Raw genomic sequence first — 23,181 nt, 5'->3', positions numbered from 1 at the left:
ACCGGGTGGCTGCGCTCCACGACCCGGTCCGGGTGCAGAGCCACCGTCGGGATGAGCCGACAGCTTGCAGCAGCTCACTACTGTGCCACACCTTCAGTCGATGATGCGTGGCGGCCCTGTCCACGGGCCGCTGAGCACTCCCGGCAGAGCCGCCGCGAGGTCCCGTGGGGCGAACGTCTCCGGACTGTCGGCGATCTCGTCCAGCGACCACCACCGGTGCGGCTCGTCCAGCTGCCGCTCGAGCTCGGTGCGCCCGCTCACGTCGACGTCGTGGACCACGTCGCGCAGCACGAAGAAGGTCTCCCGGGAGTCCAGCAGGGTGTCGCCCCACCGGCCCTGCCAGCGGCGGAGCCACACCGGGCCCTCCAGCACGGCCGGCTCGACCAGCAGGGCGGTCTCCTCGGCCAGCTCCCGCACGGCCGCCGCCCGCAGGTCCTCGCCGTCCTCGACGCCACCGCCGGGGGTGAACCAGTACTCCACGTCGCCGGGTTCGGTGCGCGGCTGCAGCCCGCGCCCACCGAAGAGCAGCACCCGCTGCCGGCGGTCGAGCACCAGGACGCGGGCCGACGGGCGGACCCAGACGCCGGGGGTCACGTCTGGGGGTCCGCGTCCAGCGCCGCCCGGTCCGCGGCGGTCAGCGCCCCGTCCGGCAACCCGGCGAGCAGGTCAGGACGGCGGTCGGCGGTGCGGCGCAGCGACTCGGCGCGCCGCCAGCGAGCGATCGCCGCGTGGTCACCGGAGAGCAGCACCGGCGGCACCTCATGCCCGCGCCAGCTCGCCGGGCGGGTGTAGGAGGGGCCCTCCAGCAGCCCGTCGGCGTGCGAGTCGAACTCGACCGACTCGGCGTTGCCCACGACCCCCGGGAGCAGCCGGGTGACCGCCTCCACCATCACCAGCACCGCAGACTCCCCGCCGGCGAGCACGTAGTCGCCGATCGAGACCTCGGAGACCGGGCCACCCTCGGCGGCCCAGCCGGCGACCCGCTGGTCGATCCCCTCGTAGCGGCCGCAGGCGAAGACCAGCCCGGGCTCGGTGGCCCACTGGGCGGCGACCGCCTGGGTGAACGGCCGGCCGGCCGGCGTGGGGACGACGAGCCGGGTGCCGGGAGGGCGCACGGCCTCCAGCGCCCTCCCCCAGGGCTCCGGGCGCATGACCATGCCCGGCCCCCCGCCGTAGGGCGAGTCGTCGACCGTGCGGTGGACGTCGTCGGTCCACTGCCGCAGGTCGTGGACGCCGACGGAGACCAGTCCCTTGTCCGCTGCCTTGCCCAGCAGCGACTGGCCCAGCGGGGCGAGGTACTCCGGGAAGATCGTCAGGACGTCGATCCGGAACGTCACAGGTCGAGCAGCCCCTCGGGCGGGTCGATGACCAGCCGGCCGGCCGCGAGGTCGACGGTGGGGACCATCGCGGTCACGAACGGCACCAGCAGCTCCCCGCCCTCGGGACGGCGCAGCACCAGCAGCTCGGTGCCCTCGTGCCGCACGCCGGTCACCTCACCGACCGGGGAGCCGTCGGGCAGCTCGGCGGCCAACCCGACCAGCTGGTGGTCGTAGAAGGAGTCGGGGTCCTCCAGCTCCGGCAGGGCCGTGACGGGCACCAGGAGCATCGTGTTCCGCAGCGCGTCGGCCGCCTCGCGGTCGGCGACCACGGTGCCGTCGGGCTGCACCAGGGTCAGCAGCAGCGTGCCACTGTGCCAGCGGGCTGCCTCGATGGTCAGCGGCCCCCGTGCGCCGGGCTCGGTGAGCAACGTGGCACCCGGGGTGAACCGCAGGTCGGGGTCGTCGGTGCGCACCTCGACGGTCACCTGACCACGGACACCGTGGGGTCGGCCGATGCGGCCGACCACCACGGTGTCGGTGTTCTGCGGGGTGGCGCCGGAGGCGCCGGGAGTGCTCAGCGCCCGTCGGTGTCGACGACGTCGACCCGCAGGCCGCGCCCTCCGACACCGGTCATCACCTGGCGCAGCGCCTTGGCGGTGCGCCCGCCGCGGCCGATGACCTTGCCGAGGTCGTCGGGGTGCACCCGGACCTCGAGGGTCTTGCCGCGCCGGCCGTTGACGAGGTCGACCACGACGTCGTCGGGGTTGTCGACGATGCCCTTGACCAGGTGCTCGAGCGCCTCTTCGAGCACGTCTTACTCGGCGGTCTTCTCGGCCGCGGCGGGCTCAGCCGCAGCCGGCTCGGCGGCCGGTGCCTCGGCCGTGGCAGCCGGCTCGGCGGCGGGCGCTGCGTCAGCGGCAGCAGCCTGGGGAGCGTCAGCGGCAGCTGACTGGGGGGCGTCAGCGGCCTTGGGGGCGGCCTTCTTCTTCGGCGTGGTGGCCTCGGCGGACGGCTCGTTCATGGCGGCCCGCGCGGCCTCCTCGTAGATGGCCTTCTTGTCGGCCTTGGGGGCCGCGACCTTCATCGGGGCCGGAGCCGGCTCGCCCTTGAACTTCTGCCAGTCGCCGGTCACCCGGAGGATGGCCCGCACGGCCTCGGTCGGCTGGGCGCCGACGCCGAGCCAGTAGGCGGCGCGCTCGCCGTCGACCTCGATGAAGGACGGGTCCTCCTTCGGGTGGTACTTGCCGATCGTCTCGATCGAGCGGCCGTCCCGCTTGGTGCGGGCGTCGGCGACGACGATGCGGTAGTACGGCGCGCGCATCTTGCCCAGGCGCATGAGCTTGATCTTGGTGGCCACGAGTGTGGTGTGCTCCTCGAACGTGTGTGGTTGCTCGCCGGAGAAGACGCGTGGGGGTACGCCGCGGCGGAGCGATGGACACGGGCGGGGATGGTGAGAGGGCCGCCCACCGCCGTGTTCGACAGACCATGATGCCAGACGCCAGGAGGAACGCGATGCCCAGCACCGGACCGCTGCACCACGTGGAGCTGTGGGTGCCCGACCTGGGCCGCGCAGAGGCCTCCTGGGGGTGGCTGCTCACCGCACTGGGCGCCGTGCCGTTCCAGGAGTGGGAGCGGGGGCGGTCCTGGCGCTGGGGCGGGGACGGCACCTACGTGGTGGTGGAGCAGTCACCGGCGCTCACCGGCGACCGGCACGAGCGACGGGCGCCCGGGCTCAACCACCTGGCGTTCTGGGTGGACGGCGACCTCGACGCCCTGGTCGCCGAGGCACCCGCGCACGGCTGGCGACTGCTGTTCCGCGACCGGCACCCGTTCGCCGGCGGCCCGGACCACCGCGCCGCCTACCTGGAGGACGCCGACGGCTACGAGGTCGAGCTGGTGCCCTCGTCGCCGGACTGCGCGGCCACCAGGAACCCGCCCCAGCCGTCGTAGCGACCCCCGTGCCGCTCGACGATGCCCACGATCTCCCGGGTGAAGGCGGCCGCCGTCCCGTGGTCGACCGCGGTCATCGCGCTGAACTCGAGCCAGACGGTGAGGAGCCGGCGGTACAGCCCGTCGACCCGGTAGCCGGCGGCGGTGAGCTCCTGCCCGGCCGCCGTGGCCGCCGACCGGCAACGGAAGGCGGCCAGGTGGTCGATCGGTCGGGGGGCGTGGACCTGGTCGCCGTGGCCGAGGTTGGCCTCGACCGTCTCGGTCGTGCGCCGGAGCTGGGAGCCCAGGTCGCTGCGCACGACCGGGCTCAGCCGCGGACGGCAGCGAGCACGGCGCCGGCGGCCTCGGCGACCGGCACCTCGGTGCGCTCACCGGTGGCCCGGTCCCGCACCTCGATGACGCCCTCGGCCAGGCCGCGCCCGACCGTCACGATCGTCGGCATCCCCAGCAGCTCGGCGTCCTTGAACTTCACGCCGGGCGAGACCTTGGGCCGGTCGTCGTAGAGCACGGTCAGCCCGGCGGCGACCAGCTCCTCGGCCAGCGACTGCGCCGCCTCGAACACCGCGGCGTCCTTGCCGGTGGCGACCAGGTGCACGTCGGCCGGGGCGATCTCCCGGGGCCACACGAGGCCGAGCTCGTCGTGCGTGGACTCGGCGATCGCAGCCACGGCGCGGGAGACCCCGACGCCGTAGGAGCCCATGGTGACGGTGACCAGCTTGCCGTTCTCGTCGAGCACCTTGAGGTCGAGCGCCTCGGCGTACTTGCGGCCGAGCTGGAAGATGTGGCCCATCTCCACGCCCCTGGCCAGTTCCAGCGGGCCGGAGCCGTCGGGGGCGGGGTCGCCGGGGAGCACCTCGGCGGCCTCGATCACGCCGTCCCAGCTGAAGTCCCGGCCGGCGACGAGGTCGAACACGTGCTTGCCGGGCTCGTTGGCCCCGGTGATCCACCGGGAGCCGGGGACGACGCGGGGGTCGACGAGGTACCGGATGCCCGACTTCCCCTCGGCACCGAGCACCTGCGGCCCGATGTAGCCCTTGACCAGGTCGGGGTGGGCGGCGAAGTCGGTGAACGGCTCGACCTCGGCCGGAGCGAGCTGCGCCTCCAGCCGCTTGGTGTCGACGTCCCGGTCGCCGGGCAGGCCGATCACCAGCGGCTCGCGGGTGCCGTCGGGGTGCACCAGGGTGACGACGACGTTCTTCAGCGTCGAGGCGCCGGTGTACCCGGCCGCGGGGAACAGCTCGTTCGCCGCCGCGACCAGCGTCTCGATGGTCGGGGTGTCGGGGGTGTCCTCGACGTGCGCCTCGGGCAGCCCGTCGAACGGGATCGACTCGGGGACGACGGTCGAGACGGCCTCGACGTTCGCCGTGTACCCGCCGGGTGAGCGGACGAAGGTGTCCTCGCCGATCGACGTCGGGTGCAGGAACTCCTCGCTCTTGGACCCGCCCATCGCACCGGACATCGCCGAGACGATCACGTAGTCCAGGCCCAGCCGGTCGAAGATCCTGATGTAGGCGGCGCGGTGCGCGGCGTAGGAGGCGTCCAGCCCGGCGTCGTCCACGTCGAAGGAGTAGCTGTCCTTCATGGTGAACTCGCGGCCACGGAACAACCCGGCCCGGGGCCGCGCCTCGTCCCGGTACTTGGTCTGGATCTGGTAGAGGGAGACCGGCAGGTCCTTGTAGGACCCGTAGAGGTCCTTCACCAGGAGCGTGAACATCTCCTCGTGGGTGGGGCCGAGGAGGAAGTCGTTGCCCCGCCGGTCCTTCAGCCGGAAGAGGTTGGGCCCGTACTCGGTCCAGCGGCCGGTCGCCTCATAGGGCTCACGCGGCAGCAGGGCCGGGAAGTGCACCTCCTGCGCGCCCATCGCGTCCATCTCCTCGCGGACGACGCGCTCGACGTTCCGGAACACCCGCCAGCCCAGCGGCAGCCAGGTGAACCCACCCGGCGCGGCCCGCCGGATGTAGCCGCCCCGGGCGAGCAGCCGGTGGCTGGGGACCTCGGCGTCGGCGGGGTCGTCACGCAGGGTGCGCAGGAACAGGGAGGACATCCGAAGGAGCACGGGAGGAGTGTCCCAGGCGTCCGCGGGACGCCGTCCATCGGTTTGGCTCAGGCGACGACGACGCCGCGGAGGACCATCCGCTGCGGTCGCTGCAACGTGTCGAGGTCGGCCCGGGGGTCGGTCTCGTAGACCACCAGGTCGGCCGGGGCGCCCTCGGTGATGCCCGGCAGGCCCAGCCACTCGCGCGCACCCCAGGAACCGGCGGCCAGCGCGGCCTCGGCGGGCAGCCCGGCTGCGTGCAGCGCCCGGATCTCGTCGGCGATGACGCCGTGGTCGATCCCCCCACCGGCGTCGGTGCCGGCGAACACGGGGACGCCGGCCTCGAACGCCGCGCGCACCACGGCTCCGGAGTTCGCGTACAGCCGCCGCATGGTGGAGGAATAGGAGGGGAACTTGGCCTCTCCCGCCGCCGCGAAGCCCGGGAAGTTCTCCACGTTGACCAGCGTGGGGACGACGGCCGTGCCCCGGCGGGCCATCTCCCCCACCAGCTCCTCGGTCAGCCCGGTGCCGTGCTCGATGCAGTCGATCCCCGCCCCGATCAGCCCGGGCAGGGCGTCGGTGCCGAAGGTGTGCGCGGTGACCCGGGCGCCCTCCTCGTGCGCGGCGGCGATCGCCGCGGCCAGGACGTCGTCCGGCCACTCCGGCGCCAGGTCGCCGACGCCGCGGTCGATCCAGTCACCCACCAGCTTCACCCAGCCGTCACCGCGCCGGGCCTGCACCCGCACCTCGGCCACCAGGTCGGGCGGCTCCAGCTCGATCGCCAGCCCGGGGATGTAGCGGCGGGGGGCGGCGATGTGCCGGCCGGCGCGGATGACGCGGGGCAGGTCCGGGTGCTCGTCGAGCACCCGGGTGTCGACCGGGGACCCACAGTCGCGCAGCGCCAGGACCCCGGCGGCCCGCTCCTGGAGCGCCTGCTCGCGCAGGTCCTCGACCCCGGTCGCGTGCACCCCACCTCCGCCGATGCCGACGTGGCAGTGCGCGTCGACGAGGCCGGGCAGCAGGAAGCCACCGCGGCTGACCGTCTCCGCGCCGGGGACCGGGTCGAAGGTGATCCGCCCCTCGCGGACCCAGAGCTCCCGGTGCTCGCCGGCGGGGAGGACGACCCCGGACAGGTGCAGGGCCGGGGCAGCTGCGGTGGTCACCGGCTCAGCGGCCCTGCCCGTCCTTGAACTGACTGAAGTCCAGCTTGCTCAGGTCGGGCAGCGCCTGACCGGGCGGCAGACCCGGCACCCCGCCCGGCATTCCACCGGGCAGCTGGCCGGGGGCCCCGCCCATCCCGCCGGCGCCGCCCATCCCGCCGGGGGCGCCGATCGGACGGCGCGCCGGGCCGCCCTTCTTGCCGCCCTTGCCCTTCTTGCCCTTACCGCGCGCCTGCACCTGGTTCTGCCGGCCGCGCTGCTTCTTCGACATCGGGCCCATGCCGGGCAGGCCCATGCTGCCGGCCATCTGGCCCATCATCTTCTGGGCCTGGGCGAAGCGCTCGAGCAGGTGGTTGACGTCGGTGACGCTCATCCCCGAGCCGTTGGCGATGCGCACCCGGCGCGAGGCGTTGATGATCTTCGGGGTGGCCCGCTCGGCCGGGGTCATCGACCGGATGATCGCCGCGGTGCGGTCCAGGTCCCGCTCGTCGACCTGCGCGAGCTGCTCCTTCATCTGCCCGGCGCCGGGCAGCATGCCGAGCAGGTTCGCGATCGGGCCCATCTTGCGGATGGCCATCATCTGCTCGAGGAAGTCCTCGAGGGTGAAGCCCTCCCGGCTGGCGAGCTTGCCGGCCATCTTCTCGGCCTGGTCGGCGTCGAAGGCCTGCTCGGCCTGCTCGATCAGGGTCAGCACGTCGCCCATGCCGAGGATGCGCGAGGCCATCCGTTCGGGGTGGAAGACGTCGAAGTCGGCCAGCTTCTCGCCGGTCGAGGCGAACATGATCGGCTGCCCGGTCACGTGCCGGACCGACAGCGCGGCACCACCGCGGGCGTCACCGTCGAGCTTGGTGAGGACGACGCCGGAGAAGCCGACACCCTCCTGGAACGCCGTCGCCGTGGTGACGGCGTCCTGCCCGATCATCGCGTCGACGACGAACAGCGTCTCGTCGGGCTGCACGGCGTCCCGGATGCCGGCGGCCTGGGCCATCAGCTCCGCGTCGATGCCCAGCCGGCCGGCGGTGTCGACGACGACGACGTCGTGCTGGGTGCGGCGGGCGTGGTCGATGGAGTCCCGCGCGACGGCGATCGGGTCGCCCACGCCGTTGCCGGGCTCGGGGGCGTAGACGTCGACGCCGGCCTGCCCGGCCACCACCGACAGCTGCTGCACCGCGTTGGGCCGCTGCAGGTCACACGCCACGAGCAGCGGGGTGTGCCCCTGCGCCTTGAGCCAGCGGCCGAGCTTGCCGGCCAGGGTGGTCTTACCGGCGCCCTGCAGGCCCGCCAGCATGATCACCGTGGGCGACTGCTTGGCGTAGCGGATCCGGCGGGTCTCCCCGCCGAGGATGCCGACCAGCTCCTCGTTGACGATCTTGATGATCTGCTGCGCCGGGTTCAGCGCGGAGGAGACCTCCGAGCCGCGGGCCCGTTCCTTGACCGCGGCGATGAACGAACGGACGACGGGCAGCGCGACGTCGGCCTCGAGCAACGCGATGCGGATCTCCCGCGCGGTCGCGTCGATGTCCTCGTCGGAGAGCCGGCCCTTGCCGCGCAGACCGGTGAAGACCTTGTCCAGGCGGTCGGAGAGGGTCTCGAACACAACACGTCCTCAGGCAGTCTGGCGTGCAGCCACCGGACGGCCCACCAGGGAGTTCAGCGGGCCGACCGGCACGGCTCGGGCTCCCGGGGCCACCCCGGGGCCGTCACGCCACCGTTCCCAGCGTAATGGCCCATCGGCAGCTGCCCGCCAGGAACTCGTCGGCGGTGGGCAGTGGGCTCCTGCTTCAGGCGGCGTGGCGCCAGGTCGCGGCCGCCGGACGGTGCACGTCCCCGCTGACCAGGGCGGTGCCACAGTCGGTGCAGGCCCACTCCGGGCACGCACCGCCGTCCGCGGTGTGCCCGTCGATGCACTCGGGCTGTTCGAAGTCGGTGACGTGCTCGCACGTGGGGCAGGGCCACTGCTGGAGATCGGTCACGGTCGCGTCCCCTCTCGTCTCGGCGCCGGTCGTCGGGAGGGGGCTCCCGTCCGGCACGTCGAACGTCTCACGGGGGTACGACAGATCTGCGGACCTCAGCCCGACGGCGTGTCCCGCTTGACGCCCGGCCCACCGACCGTCGGGGCGGCGGCCGTCTCCTCCGGCGCGAGGCCGCGGGCGGCGGACACCAGCGCCTCCTCGACCTGCCGGCGCCGGTCGGCGTCCATCGTCGCGCCGCCGGGGTCGCAGACGTAGAACGAGTCGAGGGCGTCGGCCCCCAGGGTCTCGATCCGCGCCGAGGTCACGTCCAGCCCCTGCTCGGCCAGCGCGGAGGTCAGCCGGTAGAGCAGGCCGGCCCGGTCACCGGCGCGGACCTCCACGATGCTCGAGGCAGCGCCGTCCACCTCGTTGTCGTACCAGGAGATCCGCGGCCCCGCGGCGCGGTCGCCGTGCTGGCGGTAGTCGATCTCCCGCTGCCGCAGCCGGTCGTCCAGCGGGAGCGTCCCCTCCAGGGCGGCGCGGACGCCGTCGGCCAGGATCTCCGGCACCGGTGCCCGGCCGAACCGCGGCCGCACGGCGAACACCGAGGTCGCCCGGCCGCCCTCGACCGAGATGCTGGCCGCCCGGACGTCGAGCTGGTTCAGCGCCAGCACACCGGCGCACCGGCTGAACACGCCGGGCCGGTCCGGCCCCAGGAACGTCACCTGCTGGCCGTCGGCCACGTCCTGCACGCCGACCGAGATGCGCTCGCCCTCCCCCGCCGCCCCCGTGCCCGCGGAGCTCACCTGCGGGACGGTCGGCACCAGCACCGGCCCGGGGGCCGGGGCGGCCACCAGGTGCGCCCGGACCCGGGCCACCAGCGCGGCGACCAGGTGCGCCTTCCACGGCGACCAGGCCGAGCTGCTGGTCGCCGCGCCGTCGGCCTGCGCCAGCGCGTGCAGCAGCTCCAGGAGCGCGGTGTCCCGACCGATCGTCTCGGCGACCCGGTCGATGGTGGCGTGATCGTCGATGTCCCGCCGGGTGGCGGTCGCCGGCAGCAGCAGGTGGTGGCGCACCATCGCGGCCAGCGTGGCGACGTCCGGCGGCGAGAAGCCCATCCGGGTCGCCACCGCCGCGGCGATCGGCTCCCCGACGACGCTGTGGTCACCGGGCCACCCCTTGCCGATGTCGTGCAGCAGGGCGCCGACCAGCAGCAGGTCCGGCCGGTCGACGTCCCGGGTCAGCTCGGACGCCGCAGCGGCTGCCTCCACCAGGTGCCGGTCGACGGTGAACCGGTGCCACGGATGGCGCTGCGGCAGCGACCGCACCCGGTCCCACTCCGGCAGCATCCGGGCCAGCAGGCCCTCCTGGTCCAGCTGTTCGAGGACCGGGACGGCGCTGCGACCGCTGGCCAGCAGCCGGAGGAAGGACCAGCGGACCTCCGCGGGCCAGGGCTCCGGCAGCGCCGGCGCGTGCACCGCCAGCACCTTGAGCGTGTAGGGCGACAGCAGCAGGTCCGCACGGGCGGCCGCGGCGGCACCGCGCAGCACCAGCCCCGGGTCCACGGCCGGCCGGGCGTCCCGGGCCAGCACCACCTCGTCACCCTGCCGGACCAGCCCCTCGGCCAGCGGTTCGCGCCGGACCCGTCGGTACCGGGCCCGCGGACGCCGCACCAGGGAGGCGTCCACCCGTCGCCAGGTTTCGTCCGCGACGAAGGCGAGCCGGCGCCCGGCCAGGCTGACCCGGCGCAGCAGCACGTCGTCGTCGGGCAGCCCGAGCGCCTCGGCCACCGCGGCCTGCTCCTGGCGGACCAGGGCGTCGCCGGCCCGCCCGGTGCTGCGGCGCAGGGCGTCCCGCACGTCGAGCAGGAAGTCGTAGGCCTCTCCGGCGTCGGCCGGGGGCTCGTCGGCCAGCTGGGCTGCGGCCAGGGCCCGCAGCACCTGACCCTCGCGCAGCCCGCCGTAGGCCTCCTTCAGGTCGGGCTCCAGGAGGAATCCCAGCTCGCCGACCAGCCGGGCCCGCTCCCGGCGCAGGTCGCGCAGCTGGGGCAGCAGCCGGCCGGCGTGCTGACGCCAGGAACCGAGCGTCGCCGTCCGCAGGCCCGCGGTGACCTCCGGGTCGCCGGCGACGTGCCGGGCGTCGAGCAGGCCGAGGCCCGCCTTGACGTCCTCGGCGGCGACGGAGACGGCCTCGGAGACCGTCCGCACGGAGTGGTCGAGCCGCACCCCGGCGTCCCAGATCGGGTACCAGAGGGCGTCGGCGAGCGCCGCGACCTCCGCCCGGCCGTCGTGCACGAGCACCAGGTCCAGGTCGCCGTGCGGCGGCAGCTCCCGGCGGCCGAGGCTGCCCACGGCCACCAGCGCGACGCCGGCCTCCGCCGGGTCGGCCGGCGGGCCGCCCCGGCGCCGGGTGGTTCGTGGCGTTCCGGCGAGCGCCTCGGCCAGCAGGCCGGCCAGCCAGTCGTCGAACGCCTGCACCCGCTCTGCGCGGGGCAGTGCGGTCAGGGTGGCGAGGTCGAGCACGGGCACCTCTCGGTCGTCCTGCGGGAGGGACGGCGTCGGCCGGGGCGGCAGGTCACCCCACCACCCCGGCCGACGTCAGGTCACCAAGCCGGCCTCAGAGCGCGTCGGCCCCGCGCTCACCCGTACGGACCCGGACGATCTCGTCGATCGTGGTCACCCACACCTTGCCGTCACCGATCTGGCCGGTGGAGGCCGACTCGACGACCGCGTCGACGACCCGGGCCGCGTCGTGCTCGCTGACGACGACCTCGATCCGCACCTTCGGCACGAAGTCCACCTGGTACTCCGCGCCGCGGTAGACCTCGGTGTGGCCGCGCTGGCGGCCGAAGCCCTGCACCTCGCTGACGGTCAGACCGGCGATGCCGATCAGCTCCAGGGCGTTCTTGACGTCGTCGAGCTTGAACGGCTTGACGATGGCCGTGACGAGCTTCATGCCTGGCTCCCTTCCGTGTTGCGCGCCTCGGCGCGTGCCTGGCCACCCAGGGGCGCAGTGCTGCCACCGCCGCCCAGGGAGGCGAAGTCGTACCCGGACTCAGCGTGCACCACCGTGTCGATGCCGGTGACCTCGTCCTCCTCGGTGAGCCGGAAGCCGATCGTCTTCTGGATGAGGAAGCCGATGACCAGGGTGAGGACGAAGGAGTACGCGAGCACCGCCAGGGCACCGACGACCTGGCGCCAGAGCTGGTCGACGCCGCCACCGTAGAAGAGGCCGTCCACGCCGGCCGGAGCGGCCGCCGTGCCGACGAAGCCGACCAGGATGGTGCCGACCAGACCACCCACGAGGTGGACGCCGACGACGTCGAGCGAGTCGTCGTAGCCGAACCGGAACTTCAGCCCGACGGCCAGGGCGCACAACGCACCGGCGACGGCGCCGACGGCGATCGCGCCGAGCGGCGAGACCGCCGAGCAGGCCGGGGTGATCGCGACCAGGCCGGCCACGACACCGGAGGCGCCGCCCAGCGAGGTCGAGTGCCCGTCACGGGCCTTCTCCACCAGCAGCCAGGCCAGCGTCGCGGCGCCGGTGGCGACCAGGGTGTTCACCCAGGCGACGGCGGCGGTGTTGTTGGCGGCGAGGGCGGAGCCGGCGTTGAAGCCGAACCAGCCGAACCACAGCAGCCCGGCGCCGATCATCACCAGCGGCAGGTTGTGCGGCCGCATCGCGTCCCGGCCGAAGCCGCGACGCTTGCCGAGGACCAGGGCCAGCGCCAGGCCGGCCGCGCCGGCGTTGATGTGCACCGCGGTGCCGCCGGCGAAGTCGATCGCGGCCAGGTTGTTCGCGATCCAGCCACCGGTGTGGGTGACCACGCCGTCGTCGTCGGTCAGGGTGAAGTCGAAGACCCAGTGCGCGACCGGGAAGTAGACGACGGTGGCCCAGATACCGGCGAAGACCATCCAGGAGCCGAACTTGGCCCGGTCGGCGATGGCACCGGAGATCAGTGCGACGGTGATGATGGCGAAGACGGCCTGGAAGCCGACGAACGCCATGGTGGGCAGGCCACCCTCCTCGGTGGTGAGGTCCTCCATCAGGCCGGCGAGGCCGAAGAACTCGGCCGGGTCGCCGAGCAGGCCGAACCCGACGTCGTCGCCGAAGGCGAACGAGTAGCCGTAGAGGACCCACAGCACGCTGATCAGGGCGAGCGCGCCGAAGCTCATCATCATCATGTTCAGCACGCTCTTGGCGCGGACCATGCCGCCGTAGAAGAGCGCGAGACCTGGCGTCATCAGCAGCACGAGTGCGGCGCTGGTGAGGATCCAGGCGGTGTCGCCGGTGTTGACCACGGCAACCTCCTGAGGGTGTCGTCGGCCATCGGCCGCAAGCGGGGGCCCCGAGGGGCCTCGGGCGAGCCACCGCCGGAGGAGGCGGTGCGGAGAAGACGGTGCCGACACCGTGTTTCCGCCGACGGCGTGGACGTGTTTCGCCGCGGTGAACTCCCCAGCGCGTGTCTCCCCGTTGTGTTCCGGACGTGTTGCCGACGCACCGCCCGCCCCGGAGATGTGTCGGCGGGAGTGCGCTGGGTCACGTCACCGGCCGTTCACGTGGGCTTCTTGCGAGGAGTGTGCAGGTGCCAACGAGGTGCAATAAGCTCGCCGGGCGCCCGACCGCGGCACCCGTCACCGGCCGCACAGCTCAGCAACCCGAGGTCCCGGAGGTCCGTGTGCACGTCCCCGATGGCTTTCTCGACGCCACGACCAGCGCCGGTACCGCCGCGGTCGCCGCCGCCGGCGTCGCCCTGGCGCTCCGTGGCTCGCGCCACGAGCTCGACGAGCGCACCGCCCCGATGGCCGGGCTCACCGCGGTCTTCGTCTTCGCGGTCCAGATGATGAACTTCCCGGTCGCCTTCGGCACCAGCGGCCACCTGATGGGCGGTGCGCTGGCCGCGGTCCTGGTCGGCCCGTGGACGGCGGTGCTGTGCCTGACCGTCGTCCTGCTGGTGCAGGCCCTGGTCTTCGCCGATGGCGGCCTCACCGCGCTCGGCACGAACGTCACCCTGCTCGGCCTGGTGGCGATCGGCGTGGGTTACGGCGTCTTCCGCGGGCTGCGGGCCGTGCTGCCGGCCACCCGCACCGGGCTGCTGGCCTCCGCCGGAGTGGGCGCCTTCCTGTCCGTGCCGGCGGCCGCCCTGGTGTTCGTCGGCCTGTTCGGCCTCGGCGGCGTCGCTGACGTCGCGCTCGGGCCGGTCACCGCGGCCATGGTCGGTGTGCACCTGCTGATCGGTCTGGGCGAGGCGGTCATCACCGTCGCCGTCCTCGGCGCTGTGCTCACCGTCCGCCCGGACCTGGTCCGCGGCGGCCGTCACCTCCTGCGGGCCAGGGAACTGGCCCCCCGCCCGGGCCTGGCCGGCGCGACCGCGGTGGACGCCCGATGACCCGCACCCGCACGTTCGTGCTGATCGGGACGGTCCTCGCGCTGCTCATCGCCGGAGTGGGCAGCTGGTACGCCAGCTCCGCACCCGACGGGCTCGAGGCCACCGCCGAGGAGCAGGGCTTCGGTTCCACCGCCCGGGACAGCGCGGCCGCCGACTCGCCGCTGGCCGACTACACCGCTTCCTGGGTCGGGGACGACCGGCTCTCCGGCGGCCTGGCCGGGGTGATCGGGGTGCTGCTGGTGCTGGCGCTGACCAGCGTCCTGGTCCTGCTGGTGCGCCGGCGCCCAGCCGCGGACGACCCGGCCGCGGACGACTCGGTCCCCGACGACTCGGCCCCTCGGGCCGACGCCCGCCAGCACTGAGGTGGGCGCAGGACACGGCGGTGGCCTGGCCGCGGCCTACGTGCCCGGTGACAGCCCGGTGCACCGGCTGGAGCCGCACACCAAGCTGGTCGCCGTCCTCACCTTCGCCCTGGTGGTCGTGGCGACCCCGGTGCACGCCGGCTGGGCGCCGCTGGCCTACGCCGGTTTCCTGCTCCTGCTGCTGACCGTGGCGGCGGTGGCCGGGGTGGGGCCGGGGCGGCTGCTGCGTGGCCTGGTGGTGGAGGTGCCGTTCGTCCTGTTCGCCGTGCTGCTGCCGTTCGTCTCCCGTGGCCCGCGCACCGATGTGCTGGGCCTGTCCTTGTCGGAGAGCGGGCTGGCCGCCGGCGGCAGCATCCTGGCCAAGGCGACCCTGTCGGTGCTGGCCGCGACGCTGCTGGCCGCGACGACCGAGGCCCGGGCCCTGCTGCGCGGGTTGGAGCGGCTGCGGCTGCCCACCGTGCTGGTGCAGATCCTCAGCTTCATGATCCGGTACACCGACGTCGTCGGCGGCGAACTGCGCCGGATGCAGGTGGCCCGGGAGTCCCGGGGGTTCCGCGGCCGCCACCTCGGTGCGCTCAAGGTGCTCGGCCCGGCGGCCGGCTCGCTGTTCATCCGCTCCTACGAGCGCGGTGAGCGGGTGCACCTGGCGATGCTGTCCCGGGGGTACACCGGGCGACTGCCCAGCGGACCGGTCGCGGTGGCCGGCGGGCGCGCGTGGGCGACCGCGCTCAGCCTCCCCCTGGCCGCGGTCGCCGTGCTGGCCGGGGGTTCACTGCTCGGGTGAGCACCCCCCTCCCCTCGCTGCTCGTCGACGACCTGGCGTTCGCCTACCCCGACGGGCACCAGGCGCTCTACGGCGTCGACCTGCGACTGGAGCCCGGCGAGCGGGTCGCGCTGCTCGGGCCCAACGGGGCGGGCAAGACCACGCTGGTGCTGCACCTCAACGGCATCCTGCGCGGCGGCCGCGGCCGGGTGGAGGTCGCCGGGCTGCCGGTCGAGGACCGGAACCTGCCGGAGATCCGCCGCCGGGTGGGGATCGTCTTCCAGGACCCCGACGACCAGCTGTTCATGCCCACGGTCGGCGAGGACGTCGCCTTCGGCCCCCGCAACCTCGGCCTGCCCGAGGCCGAGGTCGCCCGACGGGTGGCCGACGCGCTGGCCGCGGTCGACATGGCCGATGCCGTCGACCGCCCGCCGCACCACCTCTCCTTCGGCCAGCGCCGGCGGGTCGCCGTCGCCACGGTGCTGTCGATGCAGCCGGAGGTCCTGGTGCTCGACGAGCCCAGCAGCAACCTCGACCCGGCCGGCCGGCGTGAACTGGCCGAGGTGCTCCAGGCGCTGTCGATCACGCTGCTGATGGTCACCCACGACCTGCCCTACGCCCTGCAGCTCTGCCCACGGTCGGTCGTGCTGGACGGCGGCGTGGTGGTCGCCGACGGCCCGACCCGGGAGCTGCTGGCCGACCCGGAGCTGCTGGCCAGCCACCGGCTCGAGCTGCCCTTCGGCTTCGACCCCCGCGCGGTGGGCTGACCGGCGTCAGGCGTTCCCGACGACCACATGGGTCGGGCCTGCCGCCGCGGTCCGCTCCTCGGTCGCTGGCGCTCCCTGCGATGCTCCCCCGGCGTCAGGCGTTCCCGACGAGCGCCTCGGCGAAGGCCTCCGGCTCGAACGGCGCCAGGTCGTCGGGCCCCTCCCCCAGTCCGATCAACTTGACCGGGATGCCCAGCTCGCGCTGGACGGCGACGACGATGCCGCCCTTGGCGGTGCCGTCGAGCTTGGTGAGGACGACGCCGGTGACCTCGACCGCCTCGGTGAACACCCGGGCCTGCACCACCCCGTTCTGACCGGTGGTGGCGTCGAGCACCAGCAGCACCTCGTCGACCGGCCCGTGCTTCTCCACCACCCGCTTGACCTTGCCGAGCTCGTCCATCAGGCCGGACTTGGTGTGCAGCCGCCCGGCGGTGTCGACCAGGACGGCGTCCACCTCCGCCTCGGTGCCGGTGCGGACCGCCTCGAAGGCCACCGACGCCGGGTCACCGCCCTCGCGACCGCGGACGGTGAGCACCCCGACCCGCTCGCCCCAGGTCTCCAGCTGGTCGGCCGCGGCGGCGCGGAAGGTGTCAGCGGCACCGAGGACGACGCTCTTGCCGTCGCCCACCAGCACCCGGGCGATCTTGCCGACCGTCGTCGTCTTCCCGGCGCCGTTCACGCCGACGACCAGGACCACGGCGGGGCGCCCCTCGTGCCGGGAGGTCCGCAGGGTGCGGTCCATGTCCGGGCGCAGGACGGTGGTGAGCTCCTGCACGACCAGGTCGCGCAGCTGGGTGCCGGAGGCGGTGGCCAGCACGAGGCTCTGGGTGCGCAGCCGGGACACGATCTCGGTGGTGGCGGCGACGCCGACGTCGGCGGCCAGGAGCGTCTCCTCGACCTCCTCCCAGTCGTCCTCGGTGAGCTTCTCCCGGGCCAGCACGGTGAGCAGTCCCCGGCCCAGCGAGGACTGCGAGCGGGCCAGCCGTGAGCGGAGCCGGACCAGCCGACCGGCCGAGGGCGGTGGGGTCTCGAAGACCAGGCCGGGCTCCGGCTCCGCCGGCGGCAGGTCGACGAGCGACGGCTCGGCCTCGATCGGCGCAGGGGCGGCCGGTGGCCCGGTGTACTGGTCGGCTGCGGTGGCGCCCGACGTCGGGTCCGGGGCGATCGGCGGGCGGGTGAGCGTGGTGCCCCGCGCGGCGTCGGAGTCCAGCCGGGTGGTGCGCCGGCCGCGGCCGACGAGCAGACCGATCCCGGCGATCAGGGCGACGACGAGGATCGCGATCGCGATCAGCACGAACTCCATGCCGACAGTCTCCCAGGATCATGGGGCAGGCTGTGCCGCATGCCCGAGACCGCCGGCACCCGACCGCTCCTGCTGCTCGGGCCGCTCCTGCGCCACGTCGACCCGGTGTCGGCCACCATCTGGGTGGAGACCGACCGCCCGTGCGACGTGACGGTGCTGGGCCAGCGGGCCCGCACCTTCTGCGTCAACGGCCACCACTACGCCCTCGTCGTCGTCGAGGGTCTGGAGCCGGGGAGCACGATCCCCTACGAGGTGCACCTGGACGGGCAGCAGGTCTGGCCCGCACCGCACTCCAGCGCCCCGCCGAGCCGGATCCGGACGGCCGGGCGCCCGGGTCCCTTCCGGCTGGCCTTCGGCTCGTGCCGCTACGCCACGCCCACCTCCGTCGACGTCCGTGACGCCATCCCGCCGGACGCGCTGGACAGCTACGCCCGCCGGCTGCTGGACCTGCCCGAGGACCAGTGGCCCGACGCCCTGGTCCTGCTGGGCGACCAGGTCTACGCCGACGAGGTGACCCCGGCGACGAAGGAGTGGATGGCCTCCCGCCGGGACCTGTCCCAGCCGCCGGGTGCGCAGGCCGCGGACTTCGAGGAGTACAGCCGGCTCTACGCCGAGTCCTGGGGCGACCCGCAGGTCCGGTGGCTGCTGTCGACGATCCCGTCCTCGATGGTCTTCGACGACCACGAGATGATCGACGACTGGAACACCTCGGCGGCCTGGCGTGCAGAGGTCACCCCGACCGACTGGTGGCGGAAGCGGATCTGCGGCGGGCTGGTCAGCTACTGGGTCTACCAGCACCTGGGCAACCTCTCGCCGCAGGAGCTGGCGGAGAACGAGACCTGGCAGGCGATCCAGAAGAACGCCGACGAGTCCGACGACGCCGGGCCGATGCTGGACGAGATGGCCCGGGCCGCCGACACGGAGCCGGAGACGGTCCGCTGGAGCTACGTGCGGCACTGGGGGTCGACCCGGCTGATCATGGTCGACACCCGCGCGGGCCGCGGGCTGGAGGAGCACGACCGCAAGATCGTCGACGACTTCGAGTTCGACTGGGTCGATGCCGCGGTGCGCCGGTCGGTCGAGGACGGCGTCGAGCACCTGCTCATCGGCACCTCGCTGCCCTGGCTGCTGCCGCACTCGGTGCACGACATCGAGCGGTGGAACGAGACGCTGTCGGTCCGTCACCACGGCAACCCGCTGGGCCGGTTGATGGAGAAGCTGCGGCAGGCCGCGGACCTGGAGCACTGGGCGGCGTTCGGGCAGTCCTTCGAGCGGCTGGGCCGGACCCTGGTGGCCACGGCGCGCGGCGAGCTGGGGCCCCCGCCGGCCACCGCACTGGTGCTGTCCGGCGACGTCCACCACGCCTACGCGGCCGAGCTGGTCAACCCCGGCGACCTGGACACCCGGGTGCACCAGCTGACCGTGTCGCCGCTGCACAACCAGGCGCCGCACGCCATCGAGATCGGCTTCAAGGTGGGCTGGAGCCGATGGGCCCGGGTGCTGACCGGTGGGCTGCGCGCGCTGGCCCGGGTGGAGTCCAGCCCGCTGCAGTGGCGGAAGCAGGCCGGGCCCTTCTTCGGCAACGAGCTGGGCGAGCTGGTGCTGCAGGGCCGGGACGCCCGGTTCCTGCTCTGGGCGACCAGCCGGGACGAGGACGGCACGGAGCACTTCACCCAGGTGCTGGACACCCGGTTGTCATGACGACGCCCGCCGTGGCCCCCTCCGCACGAGTGCGGCTGGTGAGCTTCAACGTCCACCACGGCGTGGGCGCCGACGGCCGGCACGACCTGCCCCGGCTCGCCCGGGTGCTCGCGGACGCGGACGCGGACGTCATCTGCCTGCAGGAGCTCGACCGGCACTTCGGCGACCGCAGCGAGCACGTCGACCAGGCGCTGCTGCTGTCCCGTGGGCTGGGCATGGAGCTGGCGTGGGGGCCCTCGATCGACGAACCGGGCACCAGCAGCGGACGCCGCCAGTACGGCAACGCGGTGCTGTCCCGGCTGCCGGTGCTGGGCTCGGAACTGCACCGGCTGCCCGGACAGGGGGAGCCACGAACTGCGCTGCGCGCGCAGGTGCAGCTGGCCGGCGGGGTGCTGGCGGTGACGACGACGCACCTGTCCAGCCGGTCGGCCGACGACCGGGCCGCACAGGCCGCCGCGGTCGCCGCGCTGCACACCGACCCGAGGACGGCGGCCGTGCTGGTGGGCGACCTGAACGCCGACGCCACCGCCCCGGAGCTGGCGGCGCTGCGCGAGCACCTCAGCGACGCCTGGGAGCTGGCGGCCGACCGCAGCGACCAGGCCGGACGCTTCTCCGTGCACGCCCACCAGGGGATGACCCACCCGGCCCGCCACCCGCGGGTGCGGATCGACCAGGTGTGGGTGTCCCCCGGCGTGACGGTGCGCGGCTCCCGGGTGCTGGACAGCGCGGGAGCCTCGGACCACCACCCCCTGCTGGTCGACCTCGACGTGCCGGCGACCGGCTGACCAGGCCGGCTCGCCGACCAGCCCAGCTCGCCGGCTACGCCGGCTCGAGCTCGCGCAGCCGCTGGCTGATCACGCCGGTGATGCCGTCGCCGCGCATGCTCACTCCGTAGAGGGCGTCGGCGATCTCCATCGTCCGCTTCTGGTGGGTGATCACGATCAGCTGCGAGGTGTCGCGGAGCTGCTCGATCAGGGTGAGCAGCCGGCCCAGGTTGACGTCGTCCAGCGCCGCCTCGACCTCGTCGAGGACGTAGAACGGCGAGGGCCGGGCGCGGAAGATGGCGACCAGCAGCGCCACGGCGGTCAGCGACCGCTCGCCACCGGACAGCAGGGACAGCCGCTTGACCTTCTTGCCGGGAGGCCGGGCCTCCACCTCCACGCCGGTGGTCAGCAGGTTCTCCGGGTCGGTGAGGAAGATCCGCCCCTCCCCGCCGGGGAAGAGGGTGGCGAAGACCTGCTCGAACTCCCGCTGCGTGTCGGCGAAGGCCTCGGCGAAGACCTGGTGGATGCGCGCGTCGACCTCGCGGACCACGGTGAGCAGGTCGCGGCGGGTGGCCTTGAGGTCCTCGAGCTGGGTGGCCAGGAAGGTGTGCCGCTCCTCCAGGGCCGCGAACTCCTCCAGCGCCAGCGGGTTGACCTTGCCCAGCGCGGCCAGGTCCCGCTCGGCCCGGGCGGCCCGGCGCTCCTGGGTGCCGCGGTCGTAGGGCACCGGCTGCGGCTCCGGCTCCCCCGCCGCCTCCGCCGCGGCCAGCTGCGCCTGGGTGGGGGCGACCGGCGCGGCCGGCCCGTACTCGGCGAGCAGGGTCGGCAGGTCGACGCCGTACTCCTCGGCCGCCCGGGACTCCAGCGCCTCGATCCGCAGCCGCTGCTCGGCACGGGCCACCTCGTCCCGGTGCACCTCGTCGGTGAGCCGGTCGAGCTCCGCGGTGTGCTCCCGCACGCGGGCCCGGACCACCAGCAGCTCGGCCTCCCGACCGGTGCGCGCCTCGGCCAGGGCCTCCCGTTCGGCGGCCGCACGGGCGAGGGAGGTCGACAGGTGGGTCAGCGCCTCCTCCGCACCGCCCCGCACCTCCGCAGCCACCCGCGCGCCACGCTCCCGCGCGATCCGGGCGGCGGCGGCCCGCTCGCGCGCCGCCCGCTCCTGCCGGGCCTGCCGACGCAGCGACTCGGCGCGGCCGGCCAGCGACCGGGCCCGCTCCTCGGCGGTGCGCACCGCCAGCCGGGCCTCGGTCTCGGCCTGCCGGGCGGCGCTCGCCTCGGCGCGCAGCCGGTCGCGCTCGTCGGTCGAGGGCTCCTCCTCCATCGGCGCGGCCTCGGCTGCCGCCAGCCGCTCCTCCAGCTCGACCAGCCCGGCCTCGGCCTGCTCGCGCGCCTGCTCGGCCCGCACCCGCGCGGCGTCCAGCCGCTCGGCCTCGGCGACGGCAGAGCGCGCCGCCGCACCGAGCTCGGCCAGCTCCGCGGCGGCCGCGGAGCGCGCCCGGTCGCCGGCCTGCCGCGCGGTGAGCGCAGCGTCGACGTCGGCCGAGCGTGCTGCGGCGTCCTCGCGGGCCCGGGCCAGCTCCTCGGCCAGGCCGGCGGCGTGCGCGGTCGCCCGGTCGAGCTCGGCGGCGGCCTCGTCGACCCGTGCCCGCACCTCCAGCCCCGACGGTGCGTTCGCCTGGCCCCCCACCGACCAGTCGGCGCCGAGCAGGTCACCGGTGTCGGTGACCGCCCGGACGCGGGGGTGGGTGCGCACGAGCGCGACGGCGGCCGGCAGGTCGGGGACGACCGCGACCCGCTCCAGCGCCCGGGCCAGCGCGGGGGCGAGCTCGGCGGGGGCCGCCACCAGGTCGAGGGCCCAGCGGGCGCCGTCGGGCAGCTCGGGCCAGCCGTCCCGCGAGACGGCCGGGAGCCCACCGGTCACCAGCAGGCCGGCCCGGCCACCGTCGGTGCTCGCCAGGTGGGTGAGCACGGCGGCCGCCTGCTCGACCCCGTCGACCACGACGGCGTCGGCCAGCCCACCGAGGGCAGCGGCCAGCGCGACCTCGGCCCCGGGCTGCACGGCCAGCCGGTCGGGCACCGGGCCGAGCACCCCGGGCAGCCCCGCGGCGAGCACCGCGGCGGCACCGTCGGCCGGGGCCAGGCCCAGGGCCAGGGCGTCACGGCGGGCCCGCCAGCCGGCCCGGTCCCGTTCCGCGGCGCGTTCGGCCGCGGTGAGCTCGGTGACCGCCCGGGCCGCCGCGGCGTGTGCGGTGACGGCGGCGCCGTGCTCGGCGGCCAGCCCCTCGTCGCCGCCGGCGTCCGCGCTCAGCTCGTCGCGCCGGGCGGCCAGCCGGTCGGCGGCCACCTGGGCACGGTCGGCGGCCTCGGTGGCGGCCGCGGCCAGCCGCTCGATCTCGGCCTCGCCGGCCGCTGCCCGCGACCGGCCCGCGGCCACCTGCCCGGAGAGCCGGGCCAGCTGCTCACGCCGGTCGGCCAGCGCCCGGGCGGCGGCGACCAGCGCACGCTCCGCCTCGGCCAGCGCCGTCTCGACCTCCCCGCGGACGGCGACGGCGGTGTCCAGCCGGGCCCGTTCGGCCTCCAGGGAGGAGGCCAGCTCGCGCTCGGTGGCGTCGACCCGGTCGGCCTCGGCGTCCAGCTGGTCGGGGTCCCGGCCACCGGGCGCGGCGGCGGGGACGGCAGCGAGGTGGCGGTGCCGCTCGGCGGCGAGCTGGGCGACGCTGCGGAACCGCTCGGCGAGGGTGGACAGCCGGAACCAGCTGTCCTGGGCGGCGGCCAGCACCGGGGCGTCGGCGGCGAGCTGCCGCTCCAGGACCGACTCGTTGCCGGCGGCCCCGCCCAGCGCCGCCTCGACGGTGGCTCGCCGGGCGCGGGCCGCGGTCTCGTCGGCGATGTCGGCGTCCAGTGCGTCCCGCAGGTCGACCAGGTCGTCGGCGAGCAGCCGGAGCCGGGCGTCGCGCAGGTCGGCCTGGACCCCGGCGGCGCGGCGGGCGACCTCGGCCTGGCGGCCCAGCGGCTTCAGCTGGCGGCGAAGCTCGGCGGTCAGGTCGCCGAGCCGGTCGAGGTTGGCCTGCATCGCGTCGAGCTTGCGGAGCGCCTTCTCCTTGCGCTTGCGGTGCTTCAGGACGCCCGCGGCCTCCTCGACGAAGGCCCGCCGGTCCTCCGGGCGGCCGGACAGCACGGCGTCCAGCTGCCCCTGGCCGACGATCACGTGCATCTCCCGGCCGATGCCGGAGTCGCTGAGCAGCTCCTGGACGTCGAGCAGCCGCACCTTGTCGCCGTTGATCTCGTACTCGCTCTCGCCGGAGCGGTACATGCGGCGGGTGATCGAGACCTCGGTGTAGTCGATCGGCAGAGCGCCGTCGGCGTTGTCGATCGTGAGGGTGACCTCGGCCCGGCCCAGCGCCGGGCGGCCGGCGGTGCCGGCGAAGATGACGTCCTCCATCTTGCCGCCGCGCAGGCTCTTGGCGCCCTGCTCGCCGAGCACCCAGGCGATGGCGTCGACGACGTTCGACTTCCCCGAGCCGTTGGGGCCGACGACGGCGGTGATCCCCGGTTCCAGGCGCAGCGTCGTCGGCGACGCGAAGGACTTGAAGCCCTTGAGCGTCAGGCTGGACAGGTGCACGGTGGAGAGACTCCCGGGGAGGTACGACAGTCCTGCTCAGCGCAGGGCGGCCCCATCCTCACCCACGACACGCCGATCGCCCCTCCCGCTGTGC

The 23,181-nt window shown here is 74.6% G+C and carries 22 protein-coding genes; 7 read left to right on the top strand and 15 right to left on the bottom strand.

The window, feature by feature from the left end; genetic code table 11:
• Positions 1-93: 93 nt before the first annotated feature.
• From O2W18_RS16935 to rpsP, 5 genes are read right to left on the bottom strand one after another with little or no spacing between them, the layout of a single operon-like run.
• Positions 94-594: an NUDIX hydrolase gene (locus O2W18_RS16935; protein WP_269188610.1), complete on the bottom strand. Its 501-nt coding sequence runs from the start codon at positions 592-594 to the stop codon at positions 94-96.
• A complete protein-coding gene (gene trmD / locus O2W18_RS16930) occupies positions 591-1,337 on the bottom strand; it encodes a tRNA (guanosine(37)-N1)-methyltransferase TrmD (protein ID WP_269188609.1) in 747 nt (248 codons plus the stop codon). Before trmD ends, O2W18_RS16935 begins: the two co-directional genes overlap by 4 nt.
• Entirely contained in the window at positions 1,334-1,846 is a 513-nt protein-coding gene (rimM, locus tag O2W18_RS16925; RefSeq protein WP_269188608.1) for a ribosome maturation factor RimM, read from the bottom strand. The genes trmD and rimM overlap by 4 nt, the downstream gene beginning before the upstream one ends.
• Before the next feature lie 47 nt (positions 1,847-1,893).
• On the bottom strand, positions 1,894-2,130 hold the full coding sequence (locus tag O2W18_RS16920) for an RNA-binding protein (RefSeq protein WP_014742367.1): 237 nt from the start codon (positions 2,128-2,130) through the stop codon (positions 1,894-1,896).
• A 3-nt stretch (positions 2,131-2,133) separates the two neighbouring features.
• Positions 2,134-2,676, bottom strand: a complete 543-nt coding sequence (gene rpsP / locus O2W18_RS16915) for a 30S ribosomal protein S16 (protein ID WP_269188607.1) — start codon at positions 2,674-2,676, stop codon at positions 2,134-2,136.
• A gap of 155 nt (positions 2,677-2,831) precedes the next feature.
• On the opposite strand from rpsP, the gene O2W18_RS16910 reads away from it, so the two are divergent.
• Entirely contained in the window at positions 2,832-3,269 is a 438-nt protein-coding gene (locus O2W18_RS16910) for a VOC family protein (RefSeq protein ID WP_269188606.1), read from the top strand.
• Here the strand turns inward: O2W18_RS16910 and O2W18_RS16905 are convergent.
• From O2W18_RS16905 to O2W18_RS16870, 8 genes are all read right to left on the bottom strand, one after another.
• A complete protein-coding gene (locus O2W18_RS16905) occupies positions 3,200-3,568 on the bottom strand; it encodes a ribonuclease E inhibitor RraB (RefSeq protein WP_269188605.1) in 369 nt (122 codons plus the stop codon). The genes O2W18_RS16910 and O2W18_RS16905 overlap by 70 nt on opposite strands.
• An 8-nt stretch (positions 3,569-3,576) precedes the next feature.
• Positions 3,577-5,325, bottom strand: a complete 1,749-nt coding sequence (locus O2W18_RS16900) for a proline--tRNA ligase (protein WP_269188604.1) — start codon at positions 5,323-5,325, stop codon at positions 3,577-3,579.
• 47 nt (positions 5,326-5,372) lie between these two features.
• Positions 5,373-6,467, bottom strand: coding sequence for an amidohydrolase family protein (locus tag O2W18_RS16895; RefSeq protein WP_269188603.1), 1,095 nt, complete (start codon positions 6,465-6,467; stop codon positions 5,373-5,375).
• Between the two features lie 4 nt (positions 6,468-6,471).
• The gene (gene ffh, locus O2W18_RS16890) at positions 6,472-8,061 is read right to left on the bottom strand and encodes a signal recognition particle protein (protein WP_269188602.1); all 1,590 of its coding nucleotides are present in this window, start codon (positions 8,059-8,061) and stop codon (positions 6,472-6,474) included.
• 184 nt (positions 8,062-8,245) lie between these two features.
• Positions 8,246-8,437, bottom strand: a complete 192-nt coding sequence (locus O2W18_RS16885; RefSeq protein WP_269188601.1) for a hypothetical protein — start codon at positions 8,435-8,437, stop codon at positions 8,246-8,248.
• Positions 8,438-8,532: 95 nt separating this feature from the next.
• Positions 8,533-10,944, bottom strand: coding sequence for a [protein-PII] uridylyltransferase (locus O2W18_RS16880; RefSeq protein ID WP_269188600.1), 2,412 nt, complete (start codon positions 10,942-10,944; stop codon positions 8,533-8,535).
• 88 nt (positions 10,945-11,032) lie between these two features.
• Positions 11,033-11,371: a P-II family nitrogen regulator gene (locus O2W18_RS16875; RefSeq protein ID WP_091066026.1), complete on the bottom strand. Its 339-nt coding sequence runs from the start codon at positions 11,369-11,371 to the stop codon at positions 11,033-11,035.
• Positions 11,368-12,717, bottom strand: coding sequence for an ammonium transporter (locus O2W18_RS16870; protein WP_269188599.1), 1,350 nt, complete (start codon positions 12,715-12,717; stop codon positions 11,368-11,370). The genes O2W18_RS16875 and O2W18_RS16870 overlap by 4 nt, the downstream gene beginning before the upstream one ends.
• A 377-nt stretch (positions 12,718-13,094) precedes the next feature.
• On the opposite strand from O2W18_RS16870, the gene O2W18_RS16865 reads away from it, so the two are divergent.
• The 4 genes from O2W18_RS16865 to O2W18_RS16850 are packed head-to-tail and all read left to right on the top strand — an operon-like array spanning position 13,095 to position 15,697.
• Positions 13,095-13,805 (top strand): energy-coupling factor ABC transporter permease, encoded by a 711-nt coding sequence (locus tag O2W18_RS16865; protein WP_269188598.1) that lies wholly within the window; start codon positions 13,095-13,097, stop codon positions 13,803-13,805.
• Entirely contained in the window at positions 13,802-14,167 is a 366-nt protein-coding gene (locus O2W18_RS16860) for a PDGLE domain-containing protein (protein WP_269188597.1), read from the top strand. Before O2W18_RS16865 ends, O2W18_RS16860 begins: the two co-directional genes overlap by 4 nt.
• 1 nt (position 14,168) lies before the next feature.
• Positions 14,169-14,951, top strand: coding sequence for a cobalt ECF transporter T component CbiQ (gene cbiQ, locus O2W18_RS16855; RefSeq protein WP_269188596.1), 783 nt, complete (start codon positions 14,169-14,171; stop codon positions 14,949-14,951).
• Entirely contained in the window at positions 14,948-15,697 is a 750-nt protein-coding gene (locus O2W18_RS16850; protein WP_269188595.1) for an energy-coupling factor ABC transporter ATP-binding protein, read from the top strand. Before cbiQ ends, O2W18_RS16850 begins: the two co-directional genes overlap by 4 nt.
• Positions 15,698-15,791: 94 nt before the next feature.
• Here O2W18_RS16850 and ftsY read toward each other — a convergent pair whose 3' ends face one another.
• Entirely contained in the window at positions 15,792-17,000 is a 1,209-nt protein-coding gene (gene ftsY, locus O2W18_RS16845) for a signal recognition particle-docking protein FtsY (protein WP_269188594.1), read from the bottom strand.
• A 39-nt stretch (positions 17,001-17,039) separates the two neighbouring features.
• Here ftsY and O2W18_RS16840 point away from each other — a divergent pair, with 39 nt between their 5' ends.
• Positions 17,040-18,701 (top strand): alkaline phosphatase D family protein, encoded by a 1,662-nt coding sequence (locus O2W18_RS16840; RefSeq protein ID WP_269188593.1) that lies wholly within the window; start codon positions 17,040-17,042, stop codon positions 18,699-18,701.
• A complete protein-coding gene (locus tag O2W18_RS16835; protein WP_269188592.1) occupies positions 18,698-19,486 on the top strand; it encodes an endonuclease/exonuclease/phosphatase family protein in 789 nt (262 codons plus the stop codon). The genes O2W18_RS16840 and O2W18_RS16835 overlap by 4 nt, the downstream gene beginning before the upstream one ends.
• A gap of 34 nt (positions 19,487-19,520) precedes the next feature.
• Here the strand turns inward: O2W18_RS16835 and smc are convergent, their stop codons facing one another.
• A complete protein-coding gene (smc, locus tag O2W18_RS16830) occupies positions 19,521-23,087 on the bottom strand; it encodes a chromosome segregation protein SMC (RefSeq protein ID WP_269188591.1) in 3,567 nt (1,188 codons plus the stop codon).
• Positions 23,088-23,181: the final 94 nt, after the last annotated feature.

The sequence above is a fragment of the Modestobacter sp. VKM Ac-2983 genome, from assembly GCF_026967885.1.
Lineage (GTDB): Bacteria > Actinomycetota > Actinomycetes > Mycobacteriales > Geodermatophilaceae > Modestobacter.
This window is presented reverse-complemented; position numbering and strand designations above follow the sequence as displayed.